Annotated in this window: 25 protein-coding genes; 11 read left to right on the top strand and 14 right to left on the bottom strand. The window is 39.8% G+C overall.

Features of this window, described 5'->3' with window-relative positions; translation table 11 throughout:
* Positions 1–84 precede the first annotated feature (84 nt).
* Positions 85–1167 (top strand): photosystem II q(b) protein, encoded by a 1083-nt coding sequence (gene psbA, locus ACE1CC_RS00995; RefSeq protein WP_413268635.1) that lies wholly within the window; start codon positions 85–87, stop codon positions 1165–1167.
* Between the two features lie 99 nt (positions 1168–1266).
* On the opposite strand, the gene ACE1CC_RS01000 is transcribed toward psbA, so the two are convergent.
* Entirely contained in the window at positions 1267–2064 is a 798-nt protein-coding gene (locus ACE1CC_RS01000; protein ID WP_413268612.1) for a DUF4058 family protein, read from the bottom strand.
* A 108-nt stretch (positions 2065–2172) separates the two neighbouring features.
* Here ACE1CC_RS01000 and ACE1CC_RS01005 point away from each other — a divergent pair, with 108 nt between their 5' ends.
* The 4 genes from ACE1CC_RS01005 (at position 2173) to ACE1CC_RS01020 (ending at position 5648) form a co-directional block, all read left to right on the top strand.
* Positions 2173–2739 carry a Uma2 family endonuclease gene (locus ACE1CC_RS01005; RefSeq protein WP_413268613.1) on the top strand — a complete coding sequence of 189 codons (567 nt, stop codon included), beginning with the start codon at positions 2173–2175 and terminating at the stop codon, positions 2737–2739.
* A 37-nt stretch (positions 2740–2776) separates the two neighbouring features.
* A complete protein-coding gene (locus tag ACE1CC_RS01010; protein WP_413268614.1) occupies positions 2777–4462 on the top strand; it encodes a hypothetical protein in 1686 nt (561 codons plus the stop codon).
* A 212-nt stretch (positions 4463–4674) separates the two neighbouring features.
* On the top strand, positions 4675–5409 hold the full coding sequence (locus tag ACE1CC_RS01015; protein WP_413268615.1) for a dinitrogenase iron-molybdenum cofactor biosynthesis protein: 735 nt from the start codon (positions 4675–4677) through the stop codon (positions 5407–5409).
* 23 nt (positions 5410–5432) lie between these two features.
* Positions 5433–5648, top strand: coding sequence for a Nif11-like leader peptide family natural product precursor (locus ACE1CC_RS01020; RefSeq protein ID WP_413268616.1), 216 nt, complete (start codon positions 5433–5435; stop codon positions 5646–5648).
* A gap of 63 nt (positions 5649–5711) precedes the next feature.
* Here ACE1CC_RS01020 and rsmD read toward each other — a convergent pair whose 3' ends face one another.
* Both rsmD and hisH read right to left on the bottom strand, forming a co-directional pair.
* A complete protein-coding gene (gene rsmD, locus ACE1CC_RS01025; protein WP_413268617.1) occupies positions 5712–6281 on the bottom strand; it encodes a 16S rRNA (guanine(966)-N(2))-methyltransferase RsmD in 570 nt (189 codons plus the stop codon).
* Positions 6282–6352: 71 nt separating this feature from the next.
* Complete coding sequence (gene hisH / locus ACE1CC_RS01030) at positions 6353–6997, bottom strand: imidazole glycerol phosphate synthase subunit HisH (protein WP_413268618.1); 645 nt, start codon at positions 6995–6997, stop codon at positions 6353–6355.
* Between the two features lie 49 nt (positions 6998–7046).
* Between hisH and ACE1CC_RS01035 the strand changes: the two genes are divergently transcribed.
* Positions 7047–7565 (top strand): pyroglutamyl-peptidase I family protein, encoded by a 519-nt coding sequence (locus ACE1CC_RS01035; RefSeq protein ID WP_413268619.1) that lies wholly within the window; start codon positions 7047–7049, stop codon positions 7563–7565.
* Here ACE1CC_RS01035 and ACE1CC_RS01040 read toward each other — a convergent pair.
* The 4 genes from ACE1CC_RS01040 to ACE1CC_RS01055 form a co-directional block, all read right to left on the bottom strand.
* A complete protein-coding gene (locus ACE1CC_RS01040; RefSeq protein WP_413268620.1) occupies positions 7562–9160 on the bottom strand; it encodes a HAMP domain-containing methyl-accepting chemotaxis protein in 1599 nt (532 codons plus the stop codon). The genes ACE1CC_RS01035 and ACE1CC_RS01040 overlap by 4 nt on opposite strands.
* Positions 9161–9370: 210 nt before the next feature.
* Positions 9371–10708: a hypothetical protein gene (locus tag ACE1CC_RS01045; RefSeq protein WP_413268621.1), complete on the bottom strand. Its 1338-nt coding sequence runs from the start codon at positions 10706–10708 to the stop codon at positions 9371–9373.
* A 199-nt stretch (positions 10709–10907) separates the two neighbouring features.
* The gene (gene bioD, locus ACE1CC_RS01050) at positions 10908–11582 is read right to left on the bottom strand and encodes a dethiobiotin synthase (protein ID WP_413268622.1); all 675 of its coding nucleotides are present in this window, start codon (positions 11580–11582) and stop codon (positions 10908–10910) included.
* A gap of 91 nt (positions 11583–11673) precedes the next feature.
* Complete coding sequence (locus ACE1CC_RS01055) at positions 11674–13632, bottom strand: protein kinase domain-containing protein (RefSeq protein ID WP_413268623.1); 1959 nt, start codon at positions 13630–13632, stop codon at positions 11674–11676.
* 393 nt (positions 13633–14025) lie between these two features.
* On the opposite strand from ACE1CC_RS01055, the gene ACE1CC_RS01060 reads away from it, so the two are divergent.
* The gene (locus ACE1CC_RS01060) at positions 14026–15036 is read left to right on the top strand and encodes a ribose-phosphate pyrophosphokinase (RefSeq protein ID WP_459563777.1); all 1011 of its coding nucleotides are present in this window, start codon (positions 14026–14028) and stop codon (positions 15034–15036) included.
* A 220-nt stretch (positions 15037–15256) separates the two neighbouring features.
* Here the strand turns inward: ACE1CC_RS01060 and thiL are convergent, their stop codons facing one another.
* The 4 genes from thiL to ACE1CC_RS01080 form a co-directional block, all read right to left on the bottom strand.
* Positions 15257–16273, bottom strand: a complete 1017-nt coding sequence (gene thiL / locus ACE1CC_RS01065) for a thiamine-phosphate kinase (RefSeq protein WP_413268624.1) — start codon at positions 16271–16273, stop codon at positions 15257–15259.
* Positions 16274–16275: 2 nt separating this feature from the next.
* Complete coding sequence (locus ACE1CC_RS01070) at positions 16276–16560, bottom strand: hypothetical protein (RefSeq protein WP_413268625.1); 285 nt, start codon at positions 16558–16560, stop codon at positions 16276–16278.
* A gap of 20 nt (positions 16561–16580) precedes the next feature.
* Positions 16581–17252: a methyltransferase family protein gene (locus tag ACE1CC_RS01075; protein WP_413268626.1), complete on the bottom strand. Its 672-nt coding sequence runs from the start codon at positions 17250–17252 to the stop codon at positions 16581–16583.
* 151 nt (positions 17253–17403) lie between these two features.
* A complete protein-coding gene (locus ACE1CC_RS01080; RefSeq protein WP_413268627.1) occupies positions 17404–18513 on the bottom strand; it encodes a peptidylprolyl isomerase in 1110 nt (369 codons plus the stop codon).
* Between the two features lie 215 nt (positions 18514–18728).
* On the opposite strand from ACE1CC_RS01080, the gene efp reads away from it, so the two are divergent.
* The 3 genes from efp (at position 18729) to ACE1CC_RS01095 (ending at position 20365) form a co-directional block, all read left to right on the top strand.
* Complete coding sequence (gene efp / locus ACE1CC_RS01085; protein ID WP_413268628.1) at positions 18729–19298, top strand: elongation factor P; 570 nt, start codon at positions 18729–18731, stop codon at positions 19296–19298.
* 83 nt (positions 19299–19381) lie between these two features.
* The gene (gene accB / locus ACE1CC_RS01090) at positions 19382–19918 is read left to right on the top strand and encodes an acetyl-CoA carboxylase biotin carboxyl carrier protein (protein WP_413268629.1); all 537 of its coding nucleotides are present in this window, start codon (positions 19382–19384) and stop codon (positions 19916–19918) included.
* Between the two features lie 93 nt (positions 19919–20011).
* The gene (locus tag ACE1CC_RS01095) at positions 20012–20365 is read left to right on the top strand and encodes an ArsR/SmtB family transcription factor (protein ID WP_413268630.1); all 354 of its coding nucleotides are present in this window, start codon (positions 20012–20014) and stop codon (positions 20363–20365) included.
* A 107-nt stretch (positions 20366–20472) separates the two neighbouring features.
* On the opposite strand, the gene ACE1CC_RS01100 is transcribed toward ACE1CC_RS01095, so the two are convergent.
* The 3 genes from ACE1CC_RS01100 to proS form a co-directional block, all read right to left on the bottom strand.
* On the bottom strand, positions 20473–21114 hold the full coding sequence (locus ACE1CC_RS01100) for a GerMN domain-containing protein (protein WP_413268631.1): 642 nt from the start codon (positions 21112–21114) through the stop codon (positions 20473–20475).
* 9 nt (positions 21115–21123) lie between these two features.
* The gene (locus ACE1CC_RS01105) at positions 21124–21963 is read right to left on the bottom strand and encodes an LmeA family phospholipid-binding protein (protein ID WP_413268632.1); all 840 of its coding nucleotides are present in this window, start codon (positions 21961–21963) and stop codon (positions 21124–21126) included.
* A 127-nt stretch (positions 21964–22090) separates the two neighbouring features.
* On the bottom strand, positions 22091–23899 hold the full coding sequence (gene proS / locus ACE1CC_RS01110; protein WP_413268633.1) for a proline--tRNA ligase: 1809 nt from the start codon (positions 23897–23899) through the stop codon (positions 22091–22093).
* Between the two features lie 138 nt (positions 23900–24037).
* Here proS and ACE1CC_RS01115 point away from each other — a divergent pair, with 138 nt between their 5' ends.
* Positions 24038–24181: a hypothetical protein gene (locus tag ACE1CC_RS01115; RefSeq protein ID WP_413268634.1), complete on the top strand. Its 144-nt coding sequence runs from the start codon at positions 24038–24040 to the stop codon at positions 24179–24181.
* Positions 24182–24309: the final 128 nt, after the last annotated feature.

A 24309-nucleotide genomic window follows, 5' to 3' on the forward strand; every position in this document is an offset into this window, starting at 1 on the left:
CGAAACAAATCCCTTAATGTATATTTAAGCGGGCAAACAAACCGCTCTGAACCTCGAAAAATAAATCATCGCAATTATCCAACAATGACCACAACCATTCAACGCCGCGAAAGCGCCAACGTTTGGGAACGGTTTTGCAACTGGATCACTTCTACCGAAAACCGCCTATACATCGGCTGGTTCGGCGTATTGATGATCCCCACATTGCTAACCGCAACCACCTGCTTCATCATTGCCTTCATCGCTGCACCTCCAGTAGACATCGATGGTATCCGCGAACCCGTAGCTGGTTCTTTAATCTACGGAAACAACATCATCACTGGAGCAGTTGTACCTTCTTCTAACGCAATTGGTCTGCACTTCTACCCAATTTGGGAAGCAGCCAGCTTAGACGAATGGCTGTACAACGGTGGCCCATACCAGTTGGTAATTTTCCACTTCTTGATCGGTGTATTCTGCTACATGGGTCGTCAGTGGGAATTGTCCTACCGCTTAGGTATGCGTCCTTGGATCTGCGTAGCGTACAGCGCACCAGTATCCGCAGCTACCGCAGTATTCTTGATCTACCCATTGGGTCAAGGTTCCTTCTCTGATGGAATGCCTTTGGGAATCTCTGGAACCTTCAACTTCATGTTGGTGTTCCAAGCTGAGCACAACATCCTGATGCACCCCTTCCACATGTTGGGAGTAGCTGGTGTATTCGGCGGTTCTTTGTTCTCTGCAATGCACGGTTCATTGGTAACTTCTTCCTTGGTGCGTGAAACCACCGAAGTCGAATCACAAAACTACGGTTACAAGTTCGGTCAAGAAGAAGAAACCTACAACATCGTAGCCGCTCACGGTTACTTTGGCCGTCTGATTTTCCAATATGCTTCTTTCAACAACAGCCGTTCCTTGCACTTCTTCTTAGGTGCATGGCCCGTAATCGGAATCTGGTTCACCGCTTTGGGTGTAAGCACAATGGCTTTCAACCTCAACGGTTTCAACTTCAACCAATCTGTAATTGACTCACAAGGTCGGACAATTGGAACTTGGGCAGACGTAATCAACCGTGCTGGCTTGGGTATGGAAGTAATGCACGAGCGCAACGCTCACAACTTCCCACTCGACTTAGCTTCTGCTGAAGTTGCTCCTGTTGCTTTGAGCGCTCCTGCGATCAATGGCTAAGGTTTGAGATAATTAATCTTTAACAAAAAAGCGTCTTCTCACAAGGAAGGCGCTTTTTTGTTTTGCGGTTTTTGTTGATATCTTAGTTTTTAAATTTATTTAATCCGGTTCTTTTTCTAACAACTGCTTAACCCAAACTCGATCTTGTTCTGATAAAGGTGGAACGATTTCTGAGGTATAATCAATCCGATAATCTAAACCTGCTTTATCATAGATTTCTGTAAATATTTGCTGTAAATTAACTGTAGGTTCAACATCTTGCGATCGCAAAGGCAAAGAAAAGGTAGGAAGAGAATCTGGCAAATTAAAGGCATACAATTCGGCTTGCGGTCGTTGGCTATAACGACTAATTAAAACTCGATAATCTGACTGAATATCATTTTCTATAATTGGCATTGCTGGGAAACTTCTGATTAAATCAATTTCTACTAGATTCGTTAAACTTCCTAAAATTCGTTGCCGTTTTTGTAAATAACTATCTCGTCCTTCCCCAGAACGTTTATTAACTGGAGATAAAATTTCTCCAACCGTAACAACTAAACCTGTTCCTCTGTCTCTTACTTCTAAATAATTTTGTTTAATTTTTTCAGGTATTGGTACAGTAACAGTTATTGGTTGCACCGGAGAAGAAGCAACAGCAACAGCGATTTGAGCAGGGGATTGATTAATATTAGAAGACTGACGTTTTACTGCTAAATCTGGAACACCCACCAATAGAGAATTATCGCCATTAAAGGGATTAATTTCATAAATACGCTTTTCAATTGCCACTTCATATTTAGGGCGAACTTGAGGAACTAAAGAATCTGCAAGTGCGACAATTAATCGATTATGAACTTCAGGCCAAAAATCTGGATTTTCTAAATAAGGATCAAACCCAGGAAAAGGTGAAGGCATATATTTATCTCCAATCAGTACAACTTTGAACCTACTACGATAAACTAATCATAGCAGTCTTGAACTATGACCTTACTGCTTTTTACTCAGTAATTTTATGGCACAGCTATGTTACAAACAAGAAAAAACCTGACTCTAGAAGAATTTCTGGCGCTTCCAGAAGATGATGTAACTTACGAATTTGTGGATGGTGAGGTAATATCAAAAATGACACCTAAAAAATTTCATTCTCGGCTGACTAGGGTACTACTTCAGCTGCTCTATGAATGGTGTGCCCAACGAGGTGAAGTTTGTCCAGAATTAGCCATTAAATTAACTCGAAGAGGTCGAGACTGGGTACCAATACCAGAGCTTTTGTACATTTCTGCTGAGCGATTTCCTCCTGATTGGGAGGAAGAAGGAGCTTGTTCTGTTCCCCCAGAATTAGTTGTCGAAATTATTTCACCGGGACAAACTTTTGGGCAATTAGCTGCTAAAGCAAGAGATTATTTGGATGCAGGAGTGTTGCGAGTTTGGGTAGTAGATAGTCAAGCGAGAAGCATTACAGTTTTTTATCCCGATGCGCCGCCCCAAACTTATATGGGAAGTACGCCATTAATTGATGCTTTGTTTGCGGGTTTAGAAATTACTGCTGAACAGGTTTTTCAATTGGCAAAAATACCTCAGAGTAAGTAATTGAAATTTATGCTATTAGTCTTTGGGAGGGTGCAAGATGAGGAAGTTATCGCGCAGAAGTTTACTCAAGTATTTACTGCTCTTTTGCTTAGGTTTGGGAATTTTCCTGATATTAGCTGGGGGAATTTATTGGTTGTTTGGTTCTAATTTACCAAAAATTAGCTCTCAATCTTCTGGTGTTATATCCCTGAGTCGATCGCCAAACTGCGGTAGTAAAAGTGGTGGCCCAAGTGATAATCCCATTGCTGCGAAATATGGAGAAAATACCTATTCTTGGACTAATAATATCAAATGGGGCTGTGTATATAATATCAAAGATTTTCCGGGTAAAAATTTAGTAGAACAGTTTAATTCAGCAATGAATGCTGCTGTGTTTAATGGTGGCGGAGTCATTTATTTTCCGGCGGCAACTTACAATTTTACTGATAGTATATTTTTGAAAAATGGGGTGGTGCTTCGTGGGGAAACTCCGGCGGTAACAGATGCTAAAGCTGATAAATATGCGCCTGCAAGTAAGCTGGTTTTTCCTAAGTATGAACCGACTTTTTCGGGAAATGGCACAGATAATACTAAAGCTTTTAAAAAAATCTTTACTAGTAATGCTGAATCAGATAGTAATATTGGTGTGGTTAATTTAGATATTAATCGTGCGGGAATCAATTTTGGGGGAGATGTTGATACTGTCAAAAAACAAAATATTGTAATTTTTGGGGTTCGCAATAATAATGTTGCCGATCCATCTAATCAAGTACCAGATCCATCTTTTCAAGAACCTTGGATGCGGTATAGCGATCGCTTCACCGCCAACATTAAAATTAGTGCTTTAGCTAATGTTTTAGTTGCTAATAATCGGGTTAATGATACCATTACTGATAATTACGATCAACCCGGATATAAAGTACAATCTTTAGATAAAAAAGAGGTGATTACTTACGCAGAAGGTAATAAAGTACCTTTTGATTATGGTAATCATTATGGAATTGTAGTTAATCGTTCTAAACCTCAAGGTTTTGCATTAGCAGCTAACCCCAAAAATGAACCGGGACTTTTTCGCAAGGGAGTGGTGATTCGGGATAATTGGGTATTTCATAAAATGAGGGTTGCTATTCATGCGGCAGGTGATGGATTAATTATTAAAGATAATGTAATTTTAGATCAAGCTAATAAAGTATGGTGGACCGATCCTACTGGAATTCGTCAACCTAGAGGTGCTGTTACTTTTGAAAACCGTGCGATCGATTGGTCTGGTTGGAATGTCAAAATTGAAGGGAATAATTATCAAGTTTACAGACATCAAGTGATGGATACTCCCTATCTTAGTGTTGATGGTGAGGGTATTTTAATTCAAGAATGTTGTGGTGGTACTACTGTAAATGGAGTGCAAATTCTCAATAATCAAGGCAATGGTTATATTGGTATATACAAAGTTCCTGAAGTCAAAAATGTGACAATCAAAGGTAATAAGTTAACTTCTCCAGAAATTGATAAATATATGATTTATGTGGTAGCAGATACTAATAACGCGCCTCATTCTATGTCTGAAGTTTTAATAGATAATAATGAATTGAGTGGCGGTATTGTAGCTAGATCTACTTTAGGAGGAACTGGAAATATTATCAGAAATAATACGGGAACAAATGGGACAATTGAATGTTCTTGTAATGTTACAGTTGGCAGTAATACTCGTTTTATAGTTAAACCTTGTTCGCCAGTAAAGCAATAAAATTAGTGTACCAATATTAAGCTTTGTTTCCTAAAGTAAAAAATTATTTGCAGAGGATTTCAGTATTGAAAAATACCGAATCATTAAGTTAATTCCTATCTAATAGTGAAAGGAAGTTTCGTAAAAGATGACTTGCCTACTTAAATATCTATCAATGTCTTGAATAATCAAGCAGAAGCTATACCTGTTAACGATCGAGAGAGAATACAACAATGCCGGAACAGCCATTTTCAGATGAAGTAGCCTTGCGGATTGCCTTGGCTTCACGATTATTTCCCGAATTAAGTCTTAAGGAGTTTTTAGAAATATTATTGGAATATTTGGGTGGTGAAATTGACGAAACATCCTTAAGTCGGATCACAGTTACTAACTTAAAAACAGCGTTGGGACAAACTTATGAACTCGACGGAGAAGAACATGGAGAAGATGCCAATACCGAGGAAATAGCCGCATTAAAACAAGCAGTAAGAATTTTATGGGGCGAAACTGGTGAAAGTGATAGATTACCAGCTATTGAACCTTATCAAGAAGGTGATATGCCGCAATCTATTCGGGTGGCTGTAGCGTCGAATAATCGAGAACAATTAGATGGACATTTCGGTTCTTGTCTGCGATATTTAGTTTATCAATTATCAGCAGATGAAATACGACTGATTGATATTCGATCGACCTTAGAAGCAGAATTCGCGGAAGATAAAAATAGATTTCGTGTCAATTTAATTAAAGATTGTCCGATTTTGTATATTATAGCGATCGGGGGACCTGCTGCTGCCAAAGTAATTCAAGGTGGAATCTATCCCATGAAGAAGGAAAAAGGCGGCGCAGCAAGAGAAGTATTGGTGGAATTACAACGCGCACTAACCACTTCCCCACCACCTTGGTTAGCAAAAATTTTAGGAGTTGCACCTGGCGATCGCATCAAAAATTACAAAGCATTAACAGTGTAAAAAAAACCACAAAGGAGTTCATCATGTCTATTAAAGAAATTAAATCTTTTGTCCAAAAAGTTGAAGCAGATCCTCAAATTGGAGAGAAATTAAAAAGTTGCGAACGGGTTAAGGAATTAGTCGCTCTCGCCAAAGAAAATGGATTTAACTTCGCTGAAGAGGAACTTTATCCACCCAATGAACCTGGATTTACTGCTGAACATTTAAGCCCTAAACTTGTTAAAGTTTTACTGCGGTAATCCCCGAATTGTAGGGGTAATTCATGAATTACCCCTACAATTCAGGGATCTGGCGCAAGTAATTTAACTTTCATCAAATGTCTGGAAAGATTCATTTAAAGCATAAAATTTTAAAGCAGTATTGCCATAAACTTTTTCTCGACAAATTTCTAAACCAGGAATTTCGCCCACATTCCACAAATTTGGACTATGTTCGACGGCGATTTCACCATTTTGAGCTAAAAGTTGATATTGCGCGATCGCTTCGATCGCTGGCTGATATAATTCGCTAGAGTAGGGAGGATCGAAGTAAATGCGATCGAATTTCTGCCCCTCTAAACTTTTTAATCGCTGCAAAACATCACCGCGCAAAACTTTAAATGTTTGTCCAGAATTGGCAACTTGCTGCCAATTTTGCTGAATAATTGTACAGGCACGACTTGACTTTTCAATTCCTACAACATAACTAGCACCTCGACATAAAGCTTCCGCCCCCATTGAACCACTTCCCGTACATAAATCTAGCCAGCGACAATCTTCAATTGTGCCTTGCCAAATATTAAAAACTGCCTCTCTAACTCTAGCTAGAGTGGGACGGGTATCTTGTCCTGGTAAGGTTTTTAGGAGGCGGTTGCCGTAAATTCTCAGACTCATTTAGTTAAGTAATAAAACGAGTAGGGGCAGGTTTAGCAAAAGGGTTGAATGTCACAGCGCTCAAGCTTTAATCAAAACCCGCCCATTGCAACTGGAGTTTGAATTCTGCTAACAAAATTAGAGAGAATTTGTAATCCCGTATCTGATGATTTTTCGGGGTGAAATTGTACTGCCATTAAGTTATCTTTAGCAATAGCAGCTGTGACTTTTTGGCTACCATGAGTTACTGTGGCGGCGCGAACTTGTGGATCGATCGGATCGACATAATAAGAATGGACGAAATAAACCCAAGGTTGACGATCTAAATTTTGCCAAATAGGGGCATTTGGTTGGGTAATTTCTAATTGATTCCATCCCATGTGCGGAATAGTTAATCCGGGTTCGGGGCGAAATCTGCGAACTGTTCCGGGTATAATACCTAAACCTGGTTCTTTGCCTTCTTCGCCGCTATCAAATAAAATTTGTAAACCTAAACAAATGCCTAAAAAAGGTTTACCTTCGGCAATTACTTGTTTAATAGGTTCGACTAGATTACGCGATCGCAATTGTTGCACAGCTGGATCGAAAGATCCCACTCCCGGCAAAACAACTGCATCAGCTTGGGCAATTTCTTTGGGCGAATCAGTTATTTTGGGAGTAGCGCCAGCTTTTTCTAAACCTTTACAAACTGAGTGCAAGTTCCCCATGTCATAATCGACTACAGCAATAACTGCCATTTTCCCTCCCCTGGTTGATAACCAACAACTGTTTTCATTCTAATTGTATATGAGCAAAAAAGTCCTGCTAACTTCTTTTAGTACTTGGCTACCTCACCAAAAGTCTAATTCATCTGATGATTTATTGCACGAAGTTACTAAAGATGATTCTTTCCCTGCATCTTTAACCACATTAAGGCAATTACCTGTAGATATTCACCAAGCAAGCAACTTAGTAATTGAACGAATAAACCAACTAAATCCACATTTAATTATCAGCTGTGGTATGGCAGAAAGACGGGAAATTTTGACAGTTGAATCTCAGGCTAGGAGAGAGAATCATTTAATTGAAACTTGGGTAAAGTTAGAGCGGTTAACTGCTGGGTTAAAGATGACAAATATTAGCCATGATGCGGGTAAGTTTGTTTGCGAAGGACTGTATTATTCGCTGTTGAAACATTTGCGCGATCGCCGGATTCAAACTCCCTGCATTTTCGTCCATGTTCCTTTGTTATCTGAGCAAAATTTGCCGGATATTAAAGCTGATTTTAGCGAGATTATCAACAGGTTACTAATTTTTGAAAGTTAAACAACTGCTTGAAGCTTAAATGCTACATCATTGAGATTTTCGGTTGTTACTTTAGTTTGACTAATGCCGATCGCACTTTCTTGAGCACCCAAATTAATCGCATTCATCGCATCTACAACTTGCTGCATAGCCAGGGCTTGTTCCTTAGCTGTGAGGGCAATCTTTTGATTGTAGGAAACAATATTTTCGATCGCTTTATTTACTACCTCGAAAGCTGCTACAGTTTGTTGAGCCGTTTTTACTCCTGTTTCCATTCTGTTGTTGCCTTCATCCATTTCTATTACAGTAGAGTCGATCGCTTTTTGAATATTTATTACTAAGGTGTTAATCTCTGCTGCTGATTGTTTACTTTGATCGGCTAATCGACGAATTTCAATAGCAATCACACTAAATCCTTTTCCTTGTTCACTAGCACGAACCGCTTCCACTGCTGCATTCAAAGCTAACATATTTGTTTGGTTAGCTAACTCACTAACAATCAAGGAAATATTGCCAATTTGATTCATTCGTTGGTTTAATGCTTGAATTTTTTGACTAATCGCTTCCACTGCGTTTTTCAACAGAGTAATATCTTCTACAGTTTGTCTTACAGTTAAACTGCCTGTTTTCGCCAATGATAATGCTTGGTTAGCTTCTTTCACAACTGCATTAACTTGTTCCTGCGCCGCTTTGGAAGATGTTTTTAATTCATCAATTGTTGTGGTGATTTCATTCACGGCTGCTGCTTGTTTGCTAGCAATATTTTCCTGCTGTTGAACAGTAGCAACCATCTCAGTTGAAGAACTAACAAGTGTGTTCACAATGCCCCGAATTACTCTGTCGAGGGGTTTGGCAATCGCCACACTTAAAACTACTCCGAGAACAATTGCGATCGCTGAACCCCCAAACATACCTAATAATACCCAAAACTGAGTTTGTGCCACACTCTGATCTGCTGCTTGTTTTTGCGTCTCTGCAATCGCTTCATTCTCTTTAATCACTTTTTGCAGTGCTTCTTGTGTGGCAATAAACAATGGTTTATTAATAGTAACTGCTCTTGTATTCATTTTTTCTAACAGCATCCTAGCTGCCACCGCTTTAGCCATTAGTGGTGAATTTACTTGGCCTTTCCTGTAAAGATCTATTTGCACCGAATAGGGATTGCGGAAGCCCATCTGCCGCAATTGTTCTTCCAATCGCAACAATTCTTTATCCTCTTGTTGCCATCTGTCCCATTTCACGCGAAAACTCTGCCAAAGTTTATCTTCATTGGCAGTACGGGGCAAGGGATCGTATTTTTTATAGCCTGCCTCAATTAGTTTTTTTGCTTGTTGGATTTGATTCAGTTTATCTTGTCTATTCTTCTCAGTTAATAAGGGATTTAGTAATGCTAACTCTCCTGCTTGTACAGCACTTAACCCCCGATCCATCATTTGTAATCCCACAATACTTGGCACTCTCACTTCACTAATTTCAGATAGATATCCAGTGAGTTGAAAGCTGCCATCTTGTCCCACCCAACCTACTATAAATACTAGGAAAGCCATTAATAGAAAAGCACTAAATAGTTTTCCTTGTAGCCCAATTTTTTTTACTTTATTTTTAAACTTATTCATGGCTCAAGCACCATTTATAAAGTTTTTATCAAGCTAATTTTAGTGAGGTAAAAACTTTGTTTTAAATGCTATCCTTACACAGACTAGCATTTAAAATGCTAACAGCCATATCATCTTCACAAATATTAAATTTTATACATAAAATTTTAATATAAAAATTACGCTCATATTCCTGAAAGATTTGCGTCAAGACAATCGCCCAAACAAGTTTTATTTACCAAAACCCTTAGTTTTCTGCTTTGGTGATTTAGATTTAGACTTGGATTTGTCTACTTCAGCGATCGCTTCTAAAAACAAATTATGCAAATGTATTGGAACGCTGGCAATTTCCGGGAGATCTGGTTCTAAGGGCTTTTTATAGGCTTGAAGTACAGGATTTAAATCTTTTTCTAACTTAAAATTAGTCAGATTTAAGTATTTCTGTAACAACTTTTCTAACTCTGTGGGATACTCTTTCGCTAAACGATTCCAGATAAAAACATTCACTTCTGGATTTACCAAATATTTACGAATTAACTTGTCGCCATTAGGAATATTCTGCCAATCTTCAGTCACCAATAATGATTTAAACTTTGTGTAATTTGGCAAAATTACCTGTCCCCAGCGAGGATGGGCAATAACTGTTACTTCTTCAGCTTTTTTGATATTGTCCGGTAATTCAACTTTGGGCAGCATCATTTTCGGTTTACCATTGTTTTGGAAAAGCTGGGTAACTTCCTGAGAATTTGCGCCTAATTCTTTTGCTGCTTCGGCAATTTCTTCCTGGGAAACTCCAGCTTCTTCTGCCATTTCTTTCAGCGACTTAGAATCATCTACCCCGATTGCTGCCAATCTTTTTTTAGTGATAACTTCTTGAAACTCGGTAAACTTTTTGTTTAGCTGATACCCAGCCATTGTCACTTCATCACTACCAAAGAAATCTAGAAAATCTTGGTGATATTGTTCTACCGATCGCCAAGCTGCTTCTAATAACTCTGGGGCATCATTGTAAAGATGTTTTTTATGTAGGTCTTTAAAATTCCCAATAGCGACTGCTAATTTGGGTTTTCCTAAATTACCCATTGGTAAACAAGGGCCAGAAAACATCCAATAATCATCAGTAACCGGAGAAATTCTGGTGAGTAAAATTTCTCCATTTTTAAAATTAGCCATTTCTGCTAATGCACGGCTATCATTTGGCTTAACAGTATAATGTTTAGCTGATAACCAGTTCATTAATTCAAAGCCATCTGGTAAAATTTTTTGCACAGCAAACAAGCCGAGAAAGCTATTTTGCCATTTTTTAACTAAATTGCGATCGCTCTCTGACAATTCCGGCTGATTTGCCAAAAACAAATCAATCGGAGTTTGCCCTTTAACTTTTCCCTCTGTCAAGAAACTATCAATTAATAACTTTCTTTCGTAAGCCGAACCATAAAGTTTATTGTCTGCATGGGAACTAGCTGCAACGTAAGATTCTAAAGCTACTGCCAAGTCTCCTTCAGATTCTAGGACAAATTCTACTAAATTTTGTTTGAGTTGGCGCGATCGTTCTAATATCTTATCCATAAACTAAATTTTTAAATCACCTCTTATAAGGTAAATTACAGCCACAGCAATGGCGATCCACCTAAAGACACATTTTCTGACATAAACCTGGTTCGTTGTGACGACTTCAGTCGTTTTAAATGACTAAACTCATCACAACTAAAGCTAGTTCGTTGTGACGACTTCAGTCGTTTTAAATGACTAAACTCATCACAACAAACTAACAGATAATTAGACTCCCTAAATCTAAATTCCCTGCCACTTGCGCCAACTTCTCCAAATCTTGAGCATCTGCTAAATATGGCATAATTCCCAAAACCGGAACATTTGTCAAAGATTGAATTAAATCAATTGGCGCTAATTCGGTAATTTCTTCCTCCGAAATAGGTTGCACACAATTTAAAACAATCCCTTTCAGCTTAACTTTTGACTGTTGCGCTAAAGCCACATTTGCCACAACTTGAGCAATACAACCCAATTTTACAGGCACTACTAAAACCGTTGGTAATGCCCAATCTCTCGCCAAATCTGCTACCGTTAATTCATAAGTTATCGGTGAACCTAAGCCGCCTAAAGCTTCTACTAAAAGCAAATCTCGCTGTTGTTGTAAAGTAGTAAAAGCTTGCCAAACAATTTTTAAATCAACGGTTTTACCTTCTTTTTCGGCAGCTATTGGTGGGGCTAAGGGTGCCCAAAAATGCAATGGCGTAATTTCAGATTGATTGAGGGAAAATAATTCGCTGTAAAGTTCCTTATCTCCTTCTCCCGTTTGCAGAGGTTTAAAAATTCCTACTTTCTGACTCGGATAATATTTTTGCAAATAAGCAAATAACGCTGTTGTTAAAACAGTTTTTCCGGCGTTTGTATCTGTACCAGAAATCAGTAAACTTTTCATCGTTAATGGGTAGTTGGTAGTTTGTCGTTGGTCAATTAATAGTCGGTTTTTATTCTATTTTTACACAAATGACGAATGACGAATAACTCTACTATCTAACTGTAATATCTAAGGAAAATACGCTTTCTTGATTTGCTTTGATATCAATTTTATATTCTCCTGGTCGATCGATCTTTGATTCCCATTCTCCCAACCCTGTGGCATTTTCGACTAACTCCCCGTTGGGATACCGAATATCCAAAGTTGCATTACCACTGAGAATTCTGGCACTTACCACTTGACCTGGTTGTAAGTTTAGCAAATAACGTTTAATTCTTTCGGTATTGGTGCGTTCTGATAAAATTTGTGTACCGATTCCTCCTTCAGGAAAGTTAATTACTTCTGCGTCAATTAAAATATTTGCCCCCGGACTTTCTGTAGGAATAGGTGTGGGCCCAGGAGTAGGAGTTTCCAGCGAACTTGGTGTAGGAGTAGGTTCTGGATTAGTTAAAAATAACTCCAGTTTATAGCCGCTTTCTGACACACCTTTAACTGCACCTAACTCAATTGTATAATCACCATTATCAGGCAGTGTTCCTGACCAACGAGTAACTCTTCTCGACTGATTATCTACCGTTTCTCCATTAGGTGCGAAAACTGTCATTAATACTCCTTCTTTAGTTAACAAAGCACTTAATTTTTGTCCTTTTACTCCGGCAATAATATAATTAATTGTGGCATTAGACTTTAACTTATTTTCAGCAATTAAAGTTTCTCCGGGAATTAGGTTAAGGCGTTTACTAGAAGTTACAGGTTTAGGATCGGGAGTAGGAGTTTCTTCAGCTTTTGCTGTGGGTGTAGCATCAGGAAACACCTCGCTAGGAATTGCTAAAGGTGTAGGTGTTGCCGTTGAAGATTCATTACTAATTGTGGGTAATTGGATATTGCGGAACAAAAACCCTTCATTCAAAAAGTAACTGACTAAAAACCAAGAGCCTACTCCAGCAAATAAAGCCAAAACTAGCCCCACCAAAAACACCACAAAAGGATTATCCCAAACAGATTTTTGGGCGGGAATAATCACTGGGGCGGGTTTACTTACAGAAGAATTTGGTTCCAATTTCCGGGCAACTGCTACTGTTTTAAATTCGGAAAGATCGCGAATGTTAGTAGGTTTTGGTGGTAGAGAAGGAGATTTTTTGGTTGATGAATTGGCTGGAGTAGTTAAAGTAGGAGGTGATGCTAAAGCGCGAATAACTGCACGGGCATCGGGGTAGCGATCGCCCGGTCGATAGCTTAACATTCGATTCAACACTTGCGCCAACAGCGGATTAACCGGAGGTATCCACTTTTGCCAATTCCAAGACAGCGTATTTTCATTAAATAATACTTGCGGTTCCTGCCCTGTGAGTAACACAATTGACATTACCGCCAAAGAATAAAGATCGCTGTTAGGATAAGCCCTTCCGGTTTGAATTTGTTCCGAAGGTGCATAACCCATTTTTCCCACTGTAGTTGCTGACAAAGTTAAATCAGGATATTGCACTTTAGAAGCGATATCTTTAACTACACCAAAGTCGATTAATACTGGAGTGCGTTCGCGTTCTCGTAAAATAACATTATCCGGCGAAATATCTCGGTGAACAATTCCTTGACTATGAATGTAATCTAACACTGGCAGTAATTGCTGCAACAACCGCAAAACCTCTGCTTCGGTAAACCTTTCGTTTTTCGACTTCCGTTGTGCAAGTAACTCCCGATAAGTTTTTCCTTCCACATAGTCCTGTACCAAAAATAAACGTTGATTTTGGGAAAAGGCGGCGCGAAACTGGGGAATTTGCGGATGCTTAATTTGATAAAGTATGCTAGCTTCCCGTTGAAAAAGTTCTTTAGACTTTTGTAAAATTTCACTACCTGGGTGTTGGGGAATAAATTCTTTCAAAGCGCATTTTTCCTGAAAACGCCCTCGATCTTCGGCAAGATAAGTTCGTCCAAACCCCCCCTGACCCAAAATATTGAGTAAGCAGTAGCGGTTTTGCAGAATTGTTCCATTGGGAAGCGGTGGTTGCATTGCAGTTAATTAAGCAGGCAAAGGTAATGACGAAACGTTTTTGCTGGAAGCATTCTAGCTTAACTTGAAAGGTTTCATTGTGTCATAGACGATCGTCGAGTAGGCTAAGTAATGTAAAGTAATCGTGAAGATAAAATATCATCTTTTACTTAATCTTTACATAAATAATCCGGTTGTCTGTTAAATTTCTCAGTGTTATCTACAAGTTATCTCAACAACTCATTAACTAGAGTATGCGATCGCCCGTAATTTAATGACACTCCCTAAAGTAAGAGGTCAATAAGTGGGTTAAATTACTTAGACTATTTCACTTAAGCAATAGTTTTATGAACACAAATTTAGAAAAATTTAGCAGATTTTGGACAGACAAAAATGATAATATATCATTAAACAATGCTTCGAGGGTCTGCTGTGATTCGTTCTGCCACTTTGACTCTTCAGCCAACATCACCATCAATCTCTCCTAACAACCGCTTGAGATTGTTTTCTGGCTCCGCTAATATTCCCCTAGCCCAGGAAGTAGCTCGCTACCTGGGAATGGACTTAGGCCCAATGCTCTATAAGCATTTCGCTGATGGAGAAATTTATATTCAAATTCAGGAATCAATCCGGGGCTGTGATGTTTATCTGATTCAGCCAACTTGCCGCCCGGTAAACGATCACCTGATGGAATTACTGATTATGATTGATGCTTGCCGTCGGGCTTCCGCTAGGCAAGTTACAGCAGTGATTCCTTATTATGGCTATGCCCGTGCCGATCGCAAAACCGCAGGGCGCGAGTCAATTACTGCTAAGTTAGTTGCTAACCTAATTACCGAAGCTGGGGCTAATCGCGTTCTAGCAATGGATTTGCACTCAGGACAAATTCAAGGTTATTTTGATATTCCTTTAGATCATGTCTACGGTTCGCCAGTCATCTTAGACTATCTCCTGGCTAAGCAACTGTCTGATATTGTCGTAGTTTCCCCAGATGTGGGCGGTGTCGCTAGAGCCAGAGCATTTGCGAAAAAGCTCAATGATGCTCCCTTGGCAATCATCGACAAGCGCCGTCAAGCTCACAACGTAGCGGAAGTTATGAACGTCATTGGCGATGTCGCTGGTAAAACAGCGGTGTTAGTAGATGACATGATTGATACGGGTGGCACTATTACAGAAGGTGCGCGTCTGCTGCGTAAAGAAGGGGCAAGTCAAGTTTATGCTTGCGCTACCCATGCGGTATTTTCACCCCCAGCAGTTGAAAGGTTATCTTCTGGCGTTTTTGAAGAAGTAATTGTCACTAATACTATGCCAATTACTGAAGAACTCCGCTTTCCAGGGTTGACAGTTTTATCTGTAGCTGATGTTTTAGGTGAAACTATCTGGCGGATTCACGAAGATAGTTCTGTTAGCAGTATGTTCCATTAAGAGACAGTCAGTACAAGAAAGATTAATGCAAAATAGATCCCCGACTTCTTGAAGAAGTCGGGGATCTATTTAAGATCTATCTAAGTAGGTGCAAATAAATAAAGTGAAAATAGTTATCTATCAATGGGGCGGGCAAGATGCCCACCCCACAAGAAAGCTGAAAAACTTGGGGGGTGGGCATCTTGCCCGCCCTTGTTTTACTTTATTTAGATCTACATACTTAAAAGTGTTGAAATCCTTGAGTGAGGCTCAAATTTTCATCAGGATAATTGCCTGTACTATCAATTAATTGCACAGTTTTTTCTTTGGTAATTTTGCCAATAATCGCGCTTTCTTCGCCTAATTTTTCAACTAAACTTTCGGCAATTTCTGGGGGAAGACACAAGACTAATTCAAAGTCTTCTCCGCCATACAATACCCATTCTATACTTTGTTGTAGCGATAACCAATTGAGAAAAGCTGGTGGTGTGGGAAGTTGCGATCGCTCAATTTTTGCCCCCACTTTACTAAAATTACAAATTTGTAAAATTGCGTCTGCTAATCCGTCGCTGCTATCCATTCCGGCGATCGGGATTGGGGATTGGGATGATAATATTTCCGAAAGTATTGGTAATATATCAAATCTTGGTTTGGGGCGTTGATGAGCTTTAATTAAAGTATTTTTTTCGGTATCGCTGAGGGTTTTTCCGATTTCTGGATTTAGTAATAATTCTAACCCAGCTTTTGAGGCTCCGTGAATTCCTGTAACTACAATTGCATATCCCGGTTGAGCATTTCCCCGACGAAGAATACAATTAGGATTAGCTTGCCCAAAAGCAGTAATTGAAATGGTGTTAATTGGCGATCGCACCACATCACCCCCGACAATCGGAGTATGATAAATTTGCAAACAATGGTTCATTCCCTGATAAAGTTTTTCCACCCAACTAACCGGAGTATCGCCATTAACTGCTAAACCTACAGTTATTCCCAAAGGTGTAGCACCCATCGCCGCCAAATCTGATAAATTAGCAGCAGCAGCACGCCAACCTGCGTCTTCTGGGGAGGTAGTGCGATCGCTAAAATGCACCCCTTCAACTAACACATCAGTTGTTACTATTAAAGATTGTTCTGGCAAAGTTTGAATCACTGCTGCATCGTCGCCAATTATATCAGGAGGACAAAAACGGTGTAACTTTTGCAGTAAACCTTGTTCGCCAATCTCTTTAACTTTTTGTTCCAACTTTGACTCAGACATGACTACATTTTGGGGAATCGATAATAAGTATTTCCGTCATTATCTACTTCGGGAAACGCCCCAAATATTTTCACTTGTTCATCTAAATATTGTTTCGCTAACTGGGGTTCAACCCTAGCGGTTGCTGATAATTGAATCAACGAAACACAACTATCTCTATCTTCCAATAACCGATAAAAAGCATTAGTTAATTTTTGTTGTTTACTCTTAGATTCGGCTGCCCTAAATAAAACAAAACCAGTCATTCCCGCCAGAGATATTACCAGTAAATATTCTAAAATTGCCATAATTTAAGCACCTGTTTTTTTCAGTAGATAAAAGGAATGATTTTTTTAGTTTTGTGTTGGTATGCTTGATAGCGATCGCCAAACTTCTCAATCAGCATTTTTTCTTCTATATTAATTCTATTTTTCACCCAAATTGTACAACTAACTACACTTATTACTAGGCTAACAAAGCTTTGTAGAATCGTGCAATATCCAACTAGGAATAAAACATAGCTGAGATATACGGGATGTCGTACTTGACTATAAATACCTGTAGTGACTAAATGATGATTTGGTTTAATAGTGATGCAATCGAACAAACCCTTCAGCGTGCGAATTGCCAATTGATTAATTGCGATCGCTGACACTAAAATAATCATCCCAACCACCTGCCAAACAGTTTCAGTTTTTGCCAACCGGGAAAAATCATAAATTGCCCACCAATAGATAATTAGGATAGCAATAAATTGTCCCGCTAAAATTACCAAACCCGAAAAATCTTTAAATTGAGCATCTTCATTAGTCTTACTTAACTTACCATAACGCCAAACCCGCCAAACATTCCCCGAAAAAAACAGCAAATAACCCAGCAATAAAAAAATAACTTGCCATTTTTGGATTACGCCAAACAAAACGGCTGGTAACGCAATTAAAATGGCAAGAAAGGCAAAGACTACGAACAACGATTTTATGGCTAAGGAAAGATTGCTCATAGCAACTTCGATGATTATTGGGAAAAAAGCTTAAAAAGATTTTAGCGATTTTAATCGCTACTACACAAACCAAACCTGCCGCAAGCAGGTTATTAAGTCCGCGTATGCGGACTTTGTTTGTATAGCCCCGACTTTAGTCGGAGGAGCTTTTCTAAGGTTGAACTAAATTTTCTGCACCTTTAATCACTTTCGCAGATTCAATTTTGTCACCTTGTTTCAGCTTTTGCAAAACATCTTTCCCTTCAGTGAGAAAACCAAAAATGGTGTAACGACCATCCAACAAATTTAGACCAGCAGGTGTTAATTCTGGTTCAAACAAGAAGAAGAAAAACTGAGAAGAACCGCCATTAACTTCTGATTCTGGTCTAGCCATTGCTACAGCACCATAAGCTGAGAAAGGTAGTACAGGTTGGTCGCGATAACGTCCAGCATCTTCTAGGGTAATGCCATAAAGGGGCGCGTCATCGCCTCTGACCAAAATTTCTAGGGGAATAGCCCGATATTTTTTGGTATTTGGGTCAATAAAACCTTGTTCTTTGCCCGGTGGATCTCCAGTTTGGAGGACGTAGGATTCTTCAGCGCGGGTAAAAGGTAAACCGTTATAAAAACCACGTTGTACCAAATCGACAAAATTCCCAGCGGTGACAGGGGCGCTATAGCCATCAAGTACGAGGGTAAGATCGCCTTTTTCTGTGGTCATTTTGACGGTAGCACGACCTTTGAGTTGAGGTAAATTGCTGTATTCAGCAGGTACTTCAAAAGGGAATTTTTTTACCATGTACTCTTCTAATTCCCCTACCAAATTGAGGATACTGGAAGTTTGATCCAACAATTCAGGCCGATTTTTAGCTTCAGCGGCAGCTTTGAGAGGAACGAGACTTTCACTAATTTGATTAATCAAAACTTGGGCTTGGGGTTTTTGGTCATCTGGGATACTAGCTAATAAATCAGATTGACGATCGCCAACAATACTAGCAGCCTTCTTGACATCACCATTAATCACACTCCAGCGCTTACCCCGCAACTGTTGGGGAATATCTTCCAAACTCTTTTGCAGTTCTCTAACTTGCTTGTTATCGATCGGCAAAGAATACCGCAACAGCGCTTTACCATCAGTAATCGCATTCCCCTGTGGTAAGCGACTCTCCCGCACACCAGCAGCACAAAGACCAATGGACAGGGTGACTAACAGTAACGCCAAGATGCCAGTTTTTAGCCAGCGTTTCAGCACATTCAAGACCCGAAGACTCAAACCAGACATAATTAGATTTCTGATATCGTCACAATTTTAGATTTTCCCACAATGGGGGAGCAGAGGTGCAGAGGGGCAGAGGGGCAGAGGGGCAAAAAAACTCTTTAACTCAAAACTCAAAACTCAAAACTCAAAACTCTCCTAGTCCCCAGTCCCCTAATCACCCGTCCCCCAAGAGAGGTACAATTAATAGTCCCGATTGTTCTGCCCAGGAAAAAAGGTTCATGATTTCGAGTAACGACTTTCGACCCGGTGTATCAATTGTATTAGATGGAAGCGTATGGAAGGTTGTGGAATTCCTTCACGTTAAGCCGGGAAAAGGTTCAGCTTTTGTGAGGACAAAGCTGAAAAATGCCCAGAATGGTAACGTTGTAGAACGGACTTTCCGGGCTGGGGAAACAGTACCCCAAGCTATTTTGGAAAAGAGTACGATGCAGCATACCTATAAAGACGGCAATGAATACGTTTTTATGGATATGGAGACTTATGAAGAGGGTCGGCTTTCAGCTGAGCAAATTGGCGATCGCGTCAAATACCTCAAAGAAGGTATGGAAGTGAACGTCATTCGGTGGAATAATCAAGATAAAAGTCAGGTTATAGACGTAGAATTACCCAATTCAGTTGTGTTGGAAGTAACACAAACCGATCCGGGTGTCAAGGGAGATACAGCTACTGGCGGTTCTAAACCTGCGATCGTCGAAACTGGTGCTCAAATCATGGTTCCTCTGTTTATCTCGATAGGGGAACGGATTAAAATTGACACCCGTAACGATACTTACTTAGGTCGAGAATAATTTAGTTTGGGAGTTTGGATTTTTAGTTAATCCAAAATCCGAATTGATTTACCCAAAACAAACTTAACGGGGCTAAATAAACTGTGGAATTGGATTTTAATGAACTCCGTGAGCTATTGACAGTTTTTAGTCAAACCGATATTGCGGAGTTGACACTCAAGAGTGCTGATTTTGAACTAACGATGCGGAAAAGCATCGGTATCAGTGTTTCTCAGGTGTCTGGGCCGAGTAATCAGGTGCTAGCATCCCCGCAGATGATGCCAGCCGTCACTTCAGGGGTGCCAAGTCCAAGCAAAGAAATGCCAAATGGTGGGGTGAGTGAGTCTGTTTCAGCCACGCCAGCCTCACCAGCCGCTTCTGTACCAGTGGATGCTAAATGGGTGACAGTAAATTCACCGATGGTGGGAACGTTCTATCGCTCTCCGGCTCCAGGGGAAGCCGCTTTTGTGGAAGTGGGCGATCGCATTCGCACTGGGCAAACAGTCTGTATCATTGAAGCAATGAAGTTAATGAATGAGATTGAAGCGGAAGTTTCCGGGCAGGTGATGCAAATTTTGGTAGAAAACGGAGAACCTGTAGAATATGGTCAACCACTAATTCGGATTAATCCTGATGGGTGAAAAGTGCCAATTTTCAGCGAGACTAGAGTCAATCTATTGCGATCGAAAAAAGAACTGGTAAAATCTGGGGATCAGTCCCTCCAAAGTAGTTCAATGAAACAAGCGCAACCTGTATCACAAGAAGTTGTGCAACAAGTAGCTGAATATTTCAGCATTTTGAGCGAGCCAATGCGTCTGCGACTCTTAAATTTACTTCGCGACGGCGAAAAGTGTGTCCAAGAGTTGGTGGAAGCAACCCAAACTAGTCAGGCTAATGTTTCTAAACATCTCAAAGTGATGCTACAAGCAGGCATTTTGAGCCGTCGCACTGAAGGAACTTCCGCTTATTACAAGGTGGAAGATGAGTTAATTTTTGAGTTGTGTAATTTAGTATGCGATCGCTTGGCTACTCGAATCGAACAACAAGCTCGTCATTTCCGCGACTTTAGCTTGGCAAGCAAGGAATGAGGAACTGGAGAATTTTTGCTCTGAGATTGCTAATTCAATCATCGGAAATTCTCCACTGTTTCCTTGTTATCTTTAAGTTTTTCACTGCTCTGGGCAGTGTCAACTGGCTATAGGGGAAAGTCTTTCTGAAAAATTTCTCTGGTTATGGGCTGAGTTATTTCTAAACCTTCTCCACCCAAAGTTTCTAAAGGTTTTCCATTCACGGACAGGAATACTTTGGCTTTGGGGTTTAAACTAGTGGCAGTGTAAATCACCTGTCCTAAGCGCCCAGTCATGGAAGCAGAACCTCCACCCGTAGTAAATTCTGGAGATAAATCAACGGTAATTGCATCTTTGTTTACTTTGATGCTTCGCAGTTTGGTTCCTTGGGGAATTGCGGAGGTGGGTTGATTAGTCGCAGTAGTACTTTTTGATTGCGCTAACAAACTTTTAAAGCTTTGTTCTAAAATAGCAGCTTGGTTTGTGGCTTTTTGCTCAATAGTAACAGGACGAGCTACTAGCTGAATTTTCCCGTTTTTATCTTCTAATAAGTAGATTTGTCCTTTTGTTTGTGCTTTTATTATTGCGTTTTGTGTGTTTGGTTTTGGCGTTATGACAGGTGTGGTAGGTTGAGTTGTCGGAACGGTGGTTTCGTCCCTGTTAGGATTACAACTAGTCAAAACCGCCCCGCTACTAATAGCTAAAAGTAGAATTGCGATCGCTCCCTTTGCGCCTAGAGAAACCTGACGAATTGTTTGGCGCTGTTGCATAAATTTACTTCACTCCTTTGGTTGTACTTGTGGTTGTGCTTGTGGTTCTACTTGCACAAAAGCAGCTATTTCCAAATTCTCTTGATTCACTTGAAAATCTAATATCCTAGCAATAATTCCCGATTTTTGTAATTTTTTCAAATCTAACTCATCAATAAAATTTTGCGCTAAAGCACCTATCAGAAATTCAGGAATCGTATTTTCATTAATTGAAACTGCTGGGGAAATTAATTCCAACTGATGTCCATTAATTATTCTTAATCCTGATTCGGCAATTATTGCTAACTTTTGTTCTGAGTTAGTTTGCTGAGTTCCAGTTCCTTCTTTTTGCTGTAATTCTACTTGAAATCTCAAGCGATTTTCCGGCAAAAATTCAATTCGAGGATTAATAATTTCATAAGCTTCTATTTGTTGACCACCCGTATTCCCTAAAAAGTTAGCACTTAATCTTTGTAATTGTTGGGAAATCTTGGGTGATTTTAAGATATTATTAATATCCTCTTCAGTTAAGACTAATCGAAATGCGGCTTTTGCTGGTTGACGTAAAGATGCTGGCGATATTCTTCCTCCCCGAAGTGCTTGAATATCTGCACTTATCGGATCGGTATCTAATTCTAGAACAGCAATGCGAGCTTCTGGTGTTAACCAAAGTCCTCTTCCAGCAACTCTTACTCTTTGTACTTTACCGCCAATTAATTGATAATTGGGAGCGTTATCAATGCGAACTTGTAGTTGTTCTATTCTTTGAAATCTTTGGCGAATGGCATTTTCAGCAAAGCGATCGACAAAAAAGCCTACCGATCCCAGTACACCCAACAATGCTGATAGAAATATGGTAAGAAATCCCATAAGCTGAAAAGGGTTTAAGTTAATCTGTCCGTTGTAAACGCTTTAGCCTTTTAGTGCCCAAGCGCTTACAACAAACTATTCAAGCATTTAAACTACTGAAACTCAACCGATCGCACTCAATTTTTCACTATTTCTGAATTTTTTCAGCTATCCACTGTTTCAGAGTTGTTACTACTTCATCAATGGCAATTTCTTGAGATTGATGGGTAGCACGTTCAACGATTTCGACTTTACCATCTTTGAGCGATCGCCCAGTCACAATCCGATAAGGAATACCAATTAAATCAGCATCTTTGAATTTTACCCCAGCGCGTTCGTTGCGGTCATCTAAAATTGTTTCAATTCCCGCTTGATTGAGTTGATTGTAAAGTTTTTCGCCTACTTCCATTTGTTGAGCATCTGCGACATTGGGGATGGAAATAATTGCGTGATAAGGTGCGATCGCCACAGGCCAAATTATCCCATCTTTGTCGTAAGATTGTTCTACTGCTGCTTGCGCTAATCTCGATACACCAACACCATAACAACCCATAATTAAAGGTATTTCTTCCCCTTGTTCATTAGTATAGGTTGCACCCATTGTTTTGGAATATCTTGTCCCTAATTGGAAGATGTGACCAACTTCAATTCCTCTGGCACTTTTTAGAGTTTGTTCGGGGTTGTGCATAGCGCGATCGCCCGGTCTAGCTTTCCGTACATCTACCACTAATTCTGGTAATTTAAACTCAGAATTCCAGTTACCACCAACAACGTGATAACCAGATTCATTCGCCCCAGTCACAAAGTTTTTCAACTCAACAACCGTTTTATCAACTAAGCGCAGAAACTTCGGACTTACCTGTTTATTCGCAGCAATATATTCATCCCCAATATCAGGCGCAATATAACCCAAAGGTAAAGTTTTCGCCGCCCATTTCTCTTGACTTTCGCTATCAGGAACATTCAGCGATAAAACAGTTTTTCCGCCATATTTATCAGCCAATTTAGTCAATTCATTCAGTAATTTGACTTCATTAACTTCTTGATCGCCCCGAATATTTACTAATACCAAAACTGTCATACCGTTATCATAAACAGCTTGGTAAAGTACGTTTTTTACTACTTGAGTAGGCGAACATTTCAGGAATTTACAGAGTTTTTCAATCGTTTCAGTACCCGGAGTTTCCTTCTTTTCAAAACTCGTAAAAGCAGAAGGTTCGGCATCCGCAGGTAAAGAAACAGCCTTTTCTACGTTAGCAGCATAGTTGCCATCATCAGTGTATAAAACCTCATCTTCTCCAGCTTCTGCTAATACCATAAACTCTTGCGAACCGGAACCACCAATTGCCCCAGAATCAGCTTGAACTGCTCGAAAACTTAAACCACTCCGCCGCAACATATTGCTATAGGCGTTGTGCATATCCTGATAAGTTTTCTTCAAACTTTCCTCATCAGCGTGGAAAGAATAACCATCTTTCATGATGAATTCTCTCCCGCGCATTAAACCAAATCTAGGGCGAATTTCATCGCGGAATTTAGTTTGAATTTGGTATAAATGTAGGGGTAATTGACGATATGAACGAATCATATCTTTAGCAACAGTAGTAATTACTTCTTCGTGAGTTGGGCCCAAACCTAATTCGCGCTTTTGGCGATCGGTAAGCGCAAACATGATACCTTCAGCTTTAGTATAAGTATCCCAACGACCAGATTCTTTCCACAATTCCGAAGGTTGTAATTGTGGCAATAAACATTCTTGTGCCCCAGTAGCATTCATTTCTTCGCGCACAATTTGCGAAACCTTTTGCAACACGCGCCACATTAAGGGAAGATAAGCATAAATCCCGCTACCGATGCGACGAATATAACCTGCGCGGAGTAATAATTTATGGCTAGGAATTTCTGCTTCGGCTGGGTCTTCCCGCAAGGTGACAAATAACATTTGAGAGAGTCGCATCGTCATGTTTCCTTTTCTGACTGAAATGATTGCTTTATCAGTCTAGAACATTACTTACAAAGGTTATTTGCTATTTGCCTTCGGATTTGCTTTATAATCTCTGAAGCTTAAAAATTATACTGACACCTTAGAACTCAATTGACTAGCATTGGCACTTATCAAGTAAAAATCCAAGTCCAATCAGCTGGAGAGCAATTTGCTTTACTTTCCCCAGCTACAGTAAACGATATGCCTACTAATTGGGATTTTGATTGGCTTGGTTTGTGGCAGAATAGTTCATAAAACCATAGACAAATATCTCAGGTCTTATTTTGTAGGTGTTACCCTAACTGGGTGAACTACTACACCCTCTATCCCATTGCTCGCAGAGCGTTTGGGACTGCTTGTAGTCTTTTACTCGTCCCCTTTAG

The organism is Floridaenema aerugineum BLCC-F46 (assembly GCF_041929345.1).
Lineage (GTDB): Bacteria > Cyanobacteriota > Cyanobacteriia > Cyanobacteriales > Aerosakkonemataceae > Floridanema > Floridanema aerugineum.

Excerpts from the sequence above, each read along its gene's own strand:
- psbA (WP_413268635.1), top strand. The coding sequence starts at position 85 with ATGACCACAACCATTCAACGCCGCGAAAGCGCCAACGTTTGGGAACGG.
- ACE1CC_RS01000 (WP_413268612.1), bottom strand. The coding sequence starts at position 2,064 with ATGCCTTCACCTTTTCCTGGGTTTGATCCTTATTTAGAAAATCCAGAT.
- ACE1CC_RS01005 (WP_413268613.1), top strand. The coding sequence starts at position 2,173 with ATGTTACAAACAAGAAAAAACCTGACTCTAGAAGAATTTCTGGCGCTT.
- ACE1CC_RS01010 (WP_413268614.1), top strand. The coding sequence starts at position 2,777 with ATGAGGAAGTTATCGCGCAGAAGTTTACTCAAGTATTTACTGCTCTTT.
- ACE1CC_RS01015 (WP_413268615.1), top strand. The coding sequence starts at position 4,675 with ATGCCGGAACAGCCATTTTCAGATGAAGTAGCCTTGCGGATTGCCTTG.
- ACE1CC_RS01020 (WP_413268616.1), top strand. The coding sequence starts at position 5,433 with ATGTCTATTAAAGAAATTAAATCTTTTGTCCAAAAAGTTGAAGCAGAT.
- rsmD (WP_413268617.1), bottom strand. The coding sequence starts at position 6,281 with ATGAGTCTGAGAATTTACGGCAACCGCCTCCTAAAAACCTTACCAGGA.
- hisH (WP_413268618.1), bottom strand. The coding sequence starts at position 6,997 with ATGGCAGTTATTGCTGTAGTCGATTATGACATGGGGAACTTGCACTCA.
- ACE1CC_RS01035 (WP_413268619.1), top strand. The coding sequence starts at position 7,047 with ATGAGCAAAAAAGTCCTGCTAACTTCTTTTAGTACTTGGCTACCTCAC.
- ACE1CC_RS01040 (WP_413268620.1), bottom strand. The coding sequence starts at position 9,160 with ATGAATAAGTTTAAAAATAAAGTAAAAAAAATTGGGCTACAAGGAAAA.
- ACE1CC_RS01045 (WP_413268621.1), bottom strand. The coding sequence starts at position 10,708 with ATGGATAAGATATTAGAACGATCGCGCCAACTCAAACAAAATTTAGTA.
- bioD (WP_413268622.1), bottom strand. The coding sequence starts at position 11,582 with ATGAAAAGTTTACTGATTTCTGGTACAGATACAAACGCCGGAAAAACT.
- ACE1CC_RS01055 (WP_413268623.1), bottom strand. The coding sequence starts at position 13,632 with ATGCAACCACCGCTTCCCAATGGAACAATTCTGCAAAACCGCTACTGC.
- ACE1CC_RS01060 (WP_459563777.1), top strand. The coding sequence starts at position 14,026 with ATGCTTCGAGGGTCTGCTGTGATTCGTTCTGCCACTTTGACTCTTCAG.
- thiL (WP_413268624.1), bottom strand. The coding sequence starts at position 16,273 with ATGTCTGAGTCAAAGTTGGAACAAAAAGTTAAAGAGATTGGCGAACAA.
- ACE1CC_RS01070 (WP_413268625.1), bottom strand. The coding sequence starts at position 16,560 with ATGGCAATTTTAGAATATTTACTGGTAATATCTCTGGCGGGAATGACT.
- ACE1CC_RS01075 (WP_413268626.1), bottom strand. The coding sequence starts at position 17,252 with ATGAGCAATCTTTCCTTAGCCATAAAATCGTTGTTCGTAGTCTTTGCC.
- ACE1CC_RS01080 (WP_413268627.1), bottom strand. The coding sequence starts at position 18,513 with ATGTCTGGTTTGAGTCTTCGGGTCTTGAATGTGCTGAAACGCTGGCTA.
- efp (WP_413268628.1), top strand. The coding sequence starts at position 18,729 with ATGATTTCGAGTAACGACTTTCGACCCGGTGTATCAATTGTATTAGAT.
- ACE1CC_RS01095 (WP_413268630.1), top strand. The coding sequence starts at position 20,012 with ATGAAACAAGCGCAACCTGTATCACAAGAAGTTGTGCAACAAGTAGCT.
- ACE1CC_RS01100 (WP_413268631.1), bottom strand. The coding sequence starts at position 21,114 with ATGCAACAGCGCCAAACAATTCGTCAGGTTTCTCTAGGCGCAAAGGGA.
- ACE1CC_RS01105 (WP_413268632.1), bottom strand. The coding sequence starts at position 21,963 with ATGGGATTTCTTACCATATTTCTATCAGCATTGTTGGGTGTACTGGGA.
- proS (WP_413268633.1), bottom strand. The coding sequence starts at position 23,899 with ATGCGACTCTCTCAAATGTTATTTGTCACCTTGCGGGAAGACCCAGCC.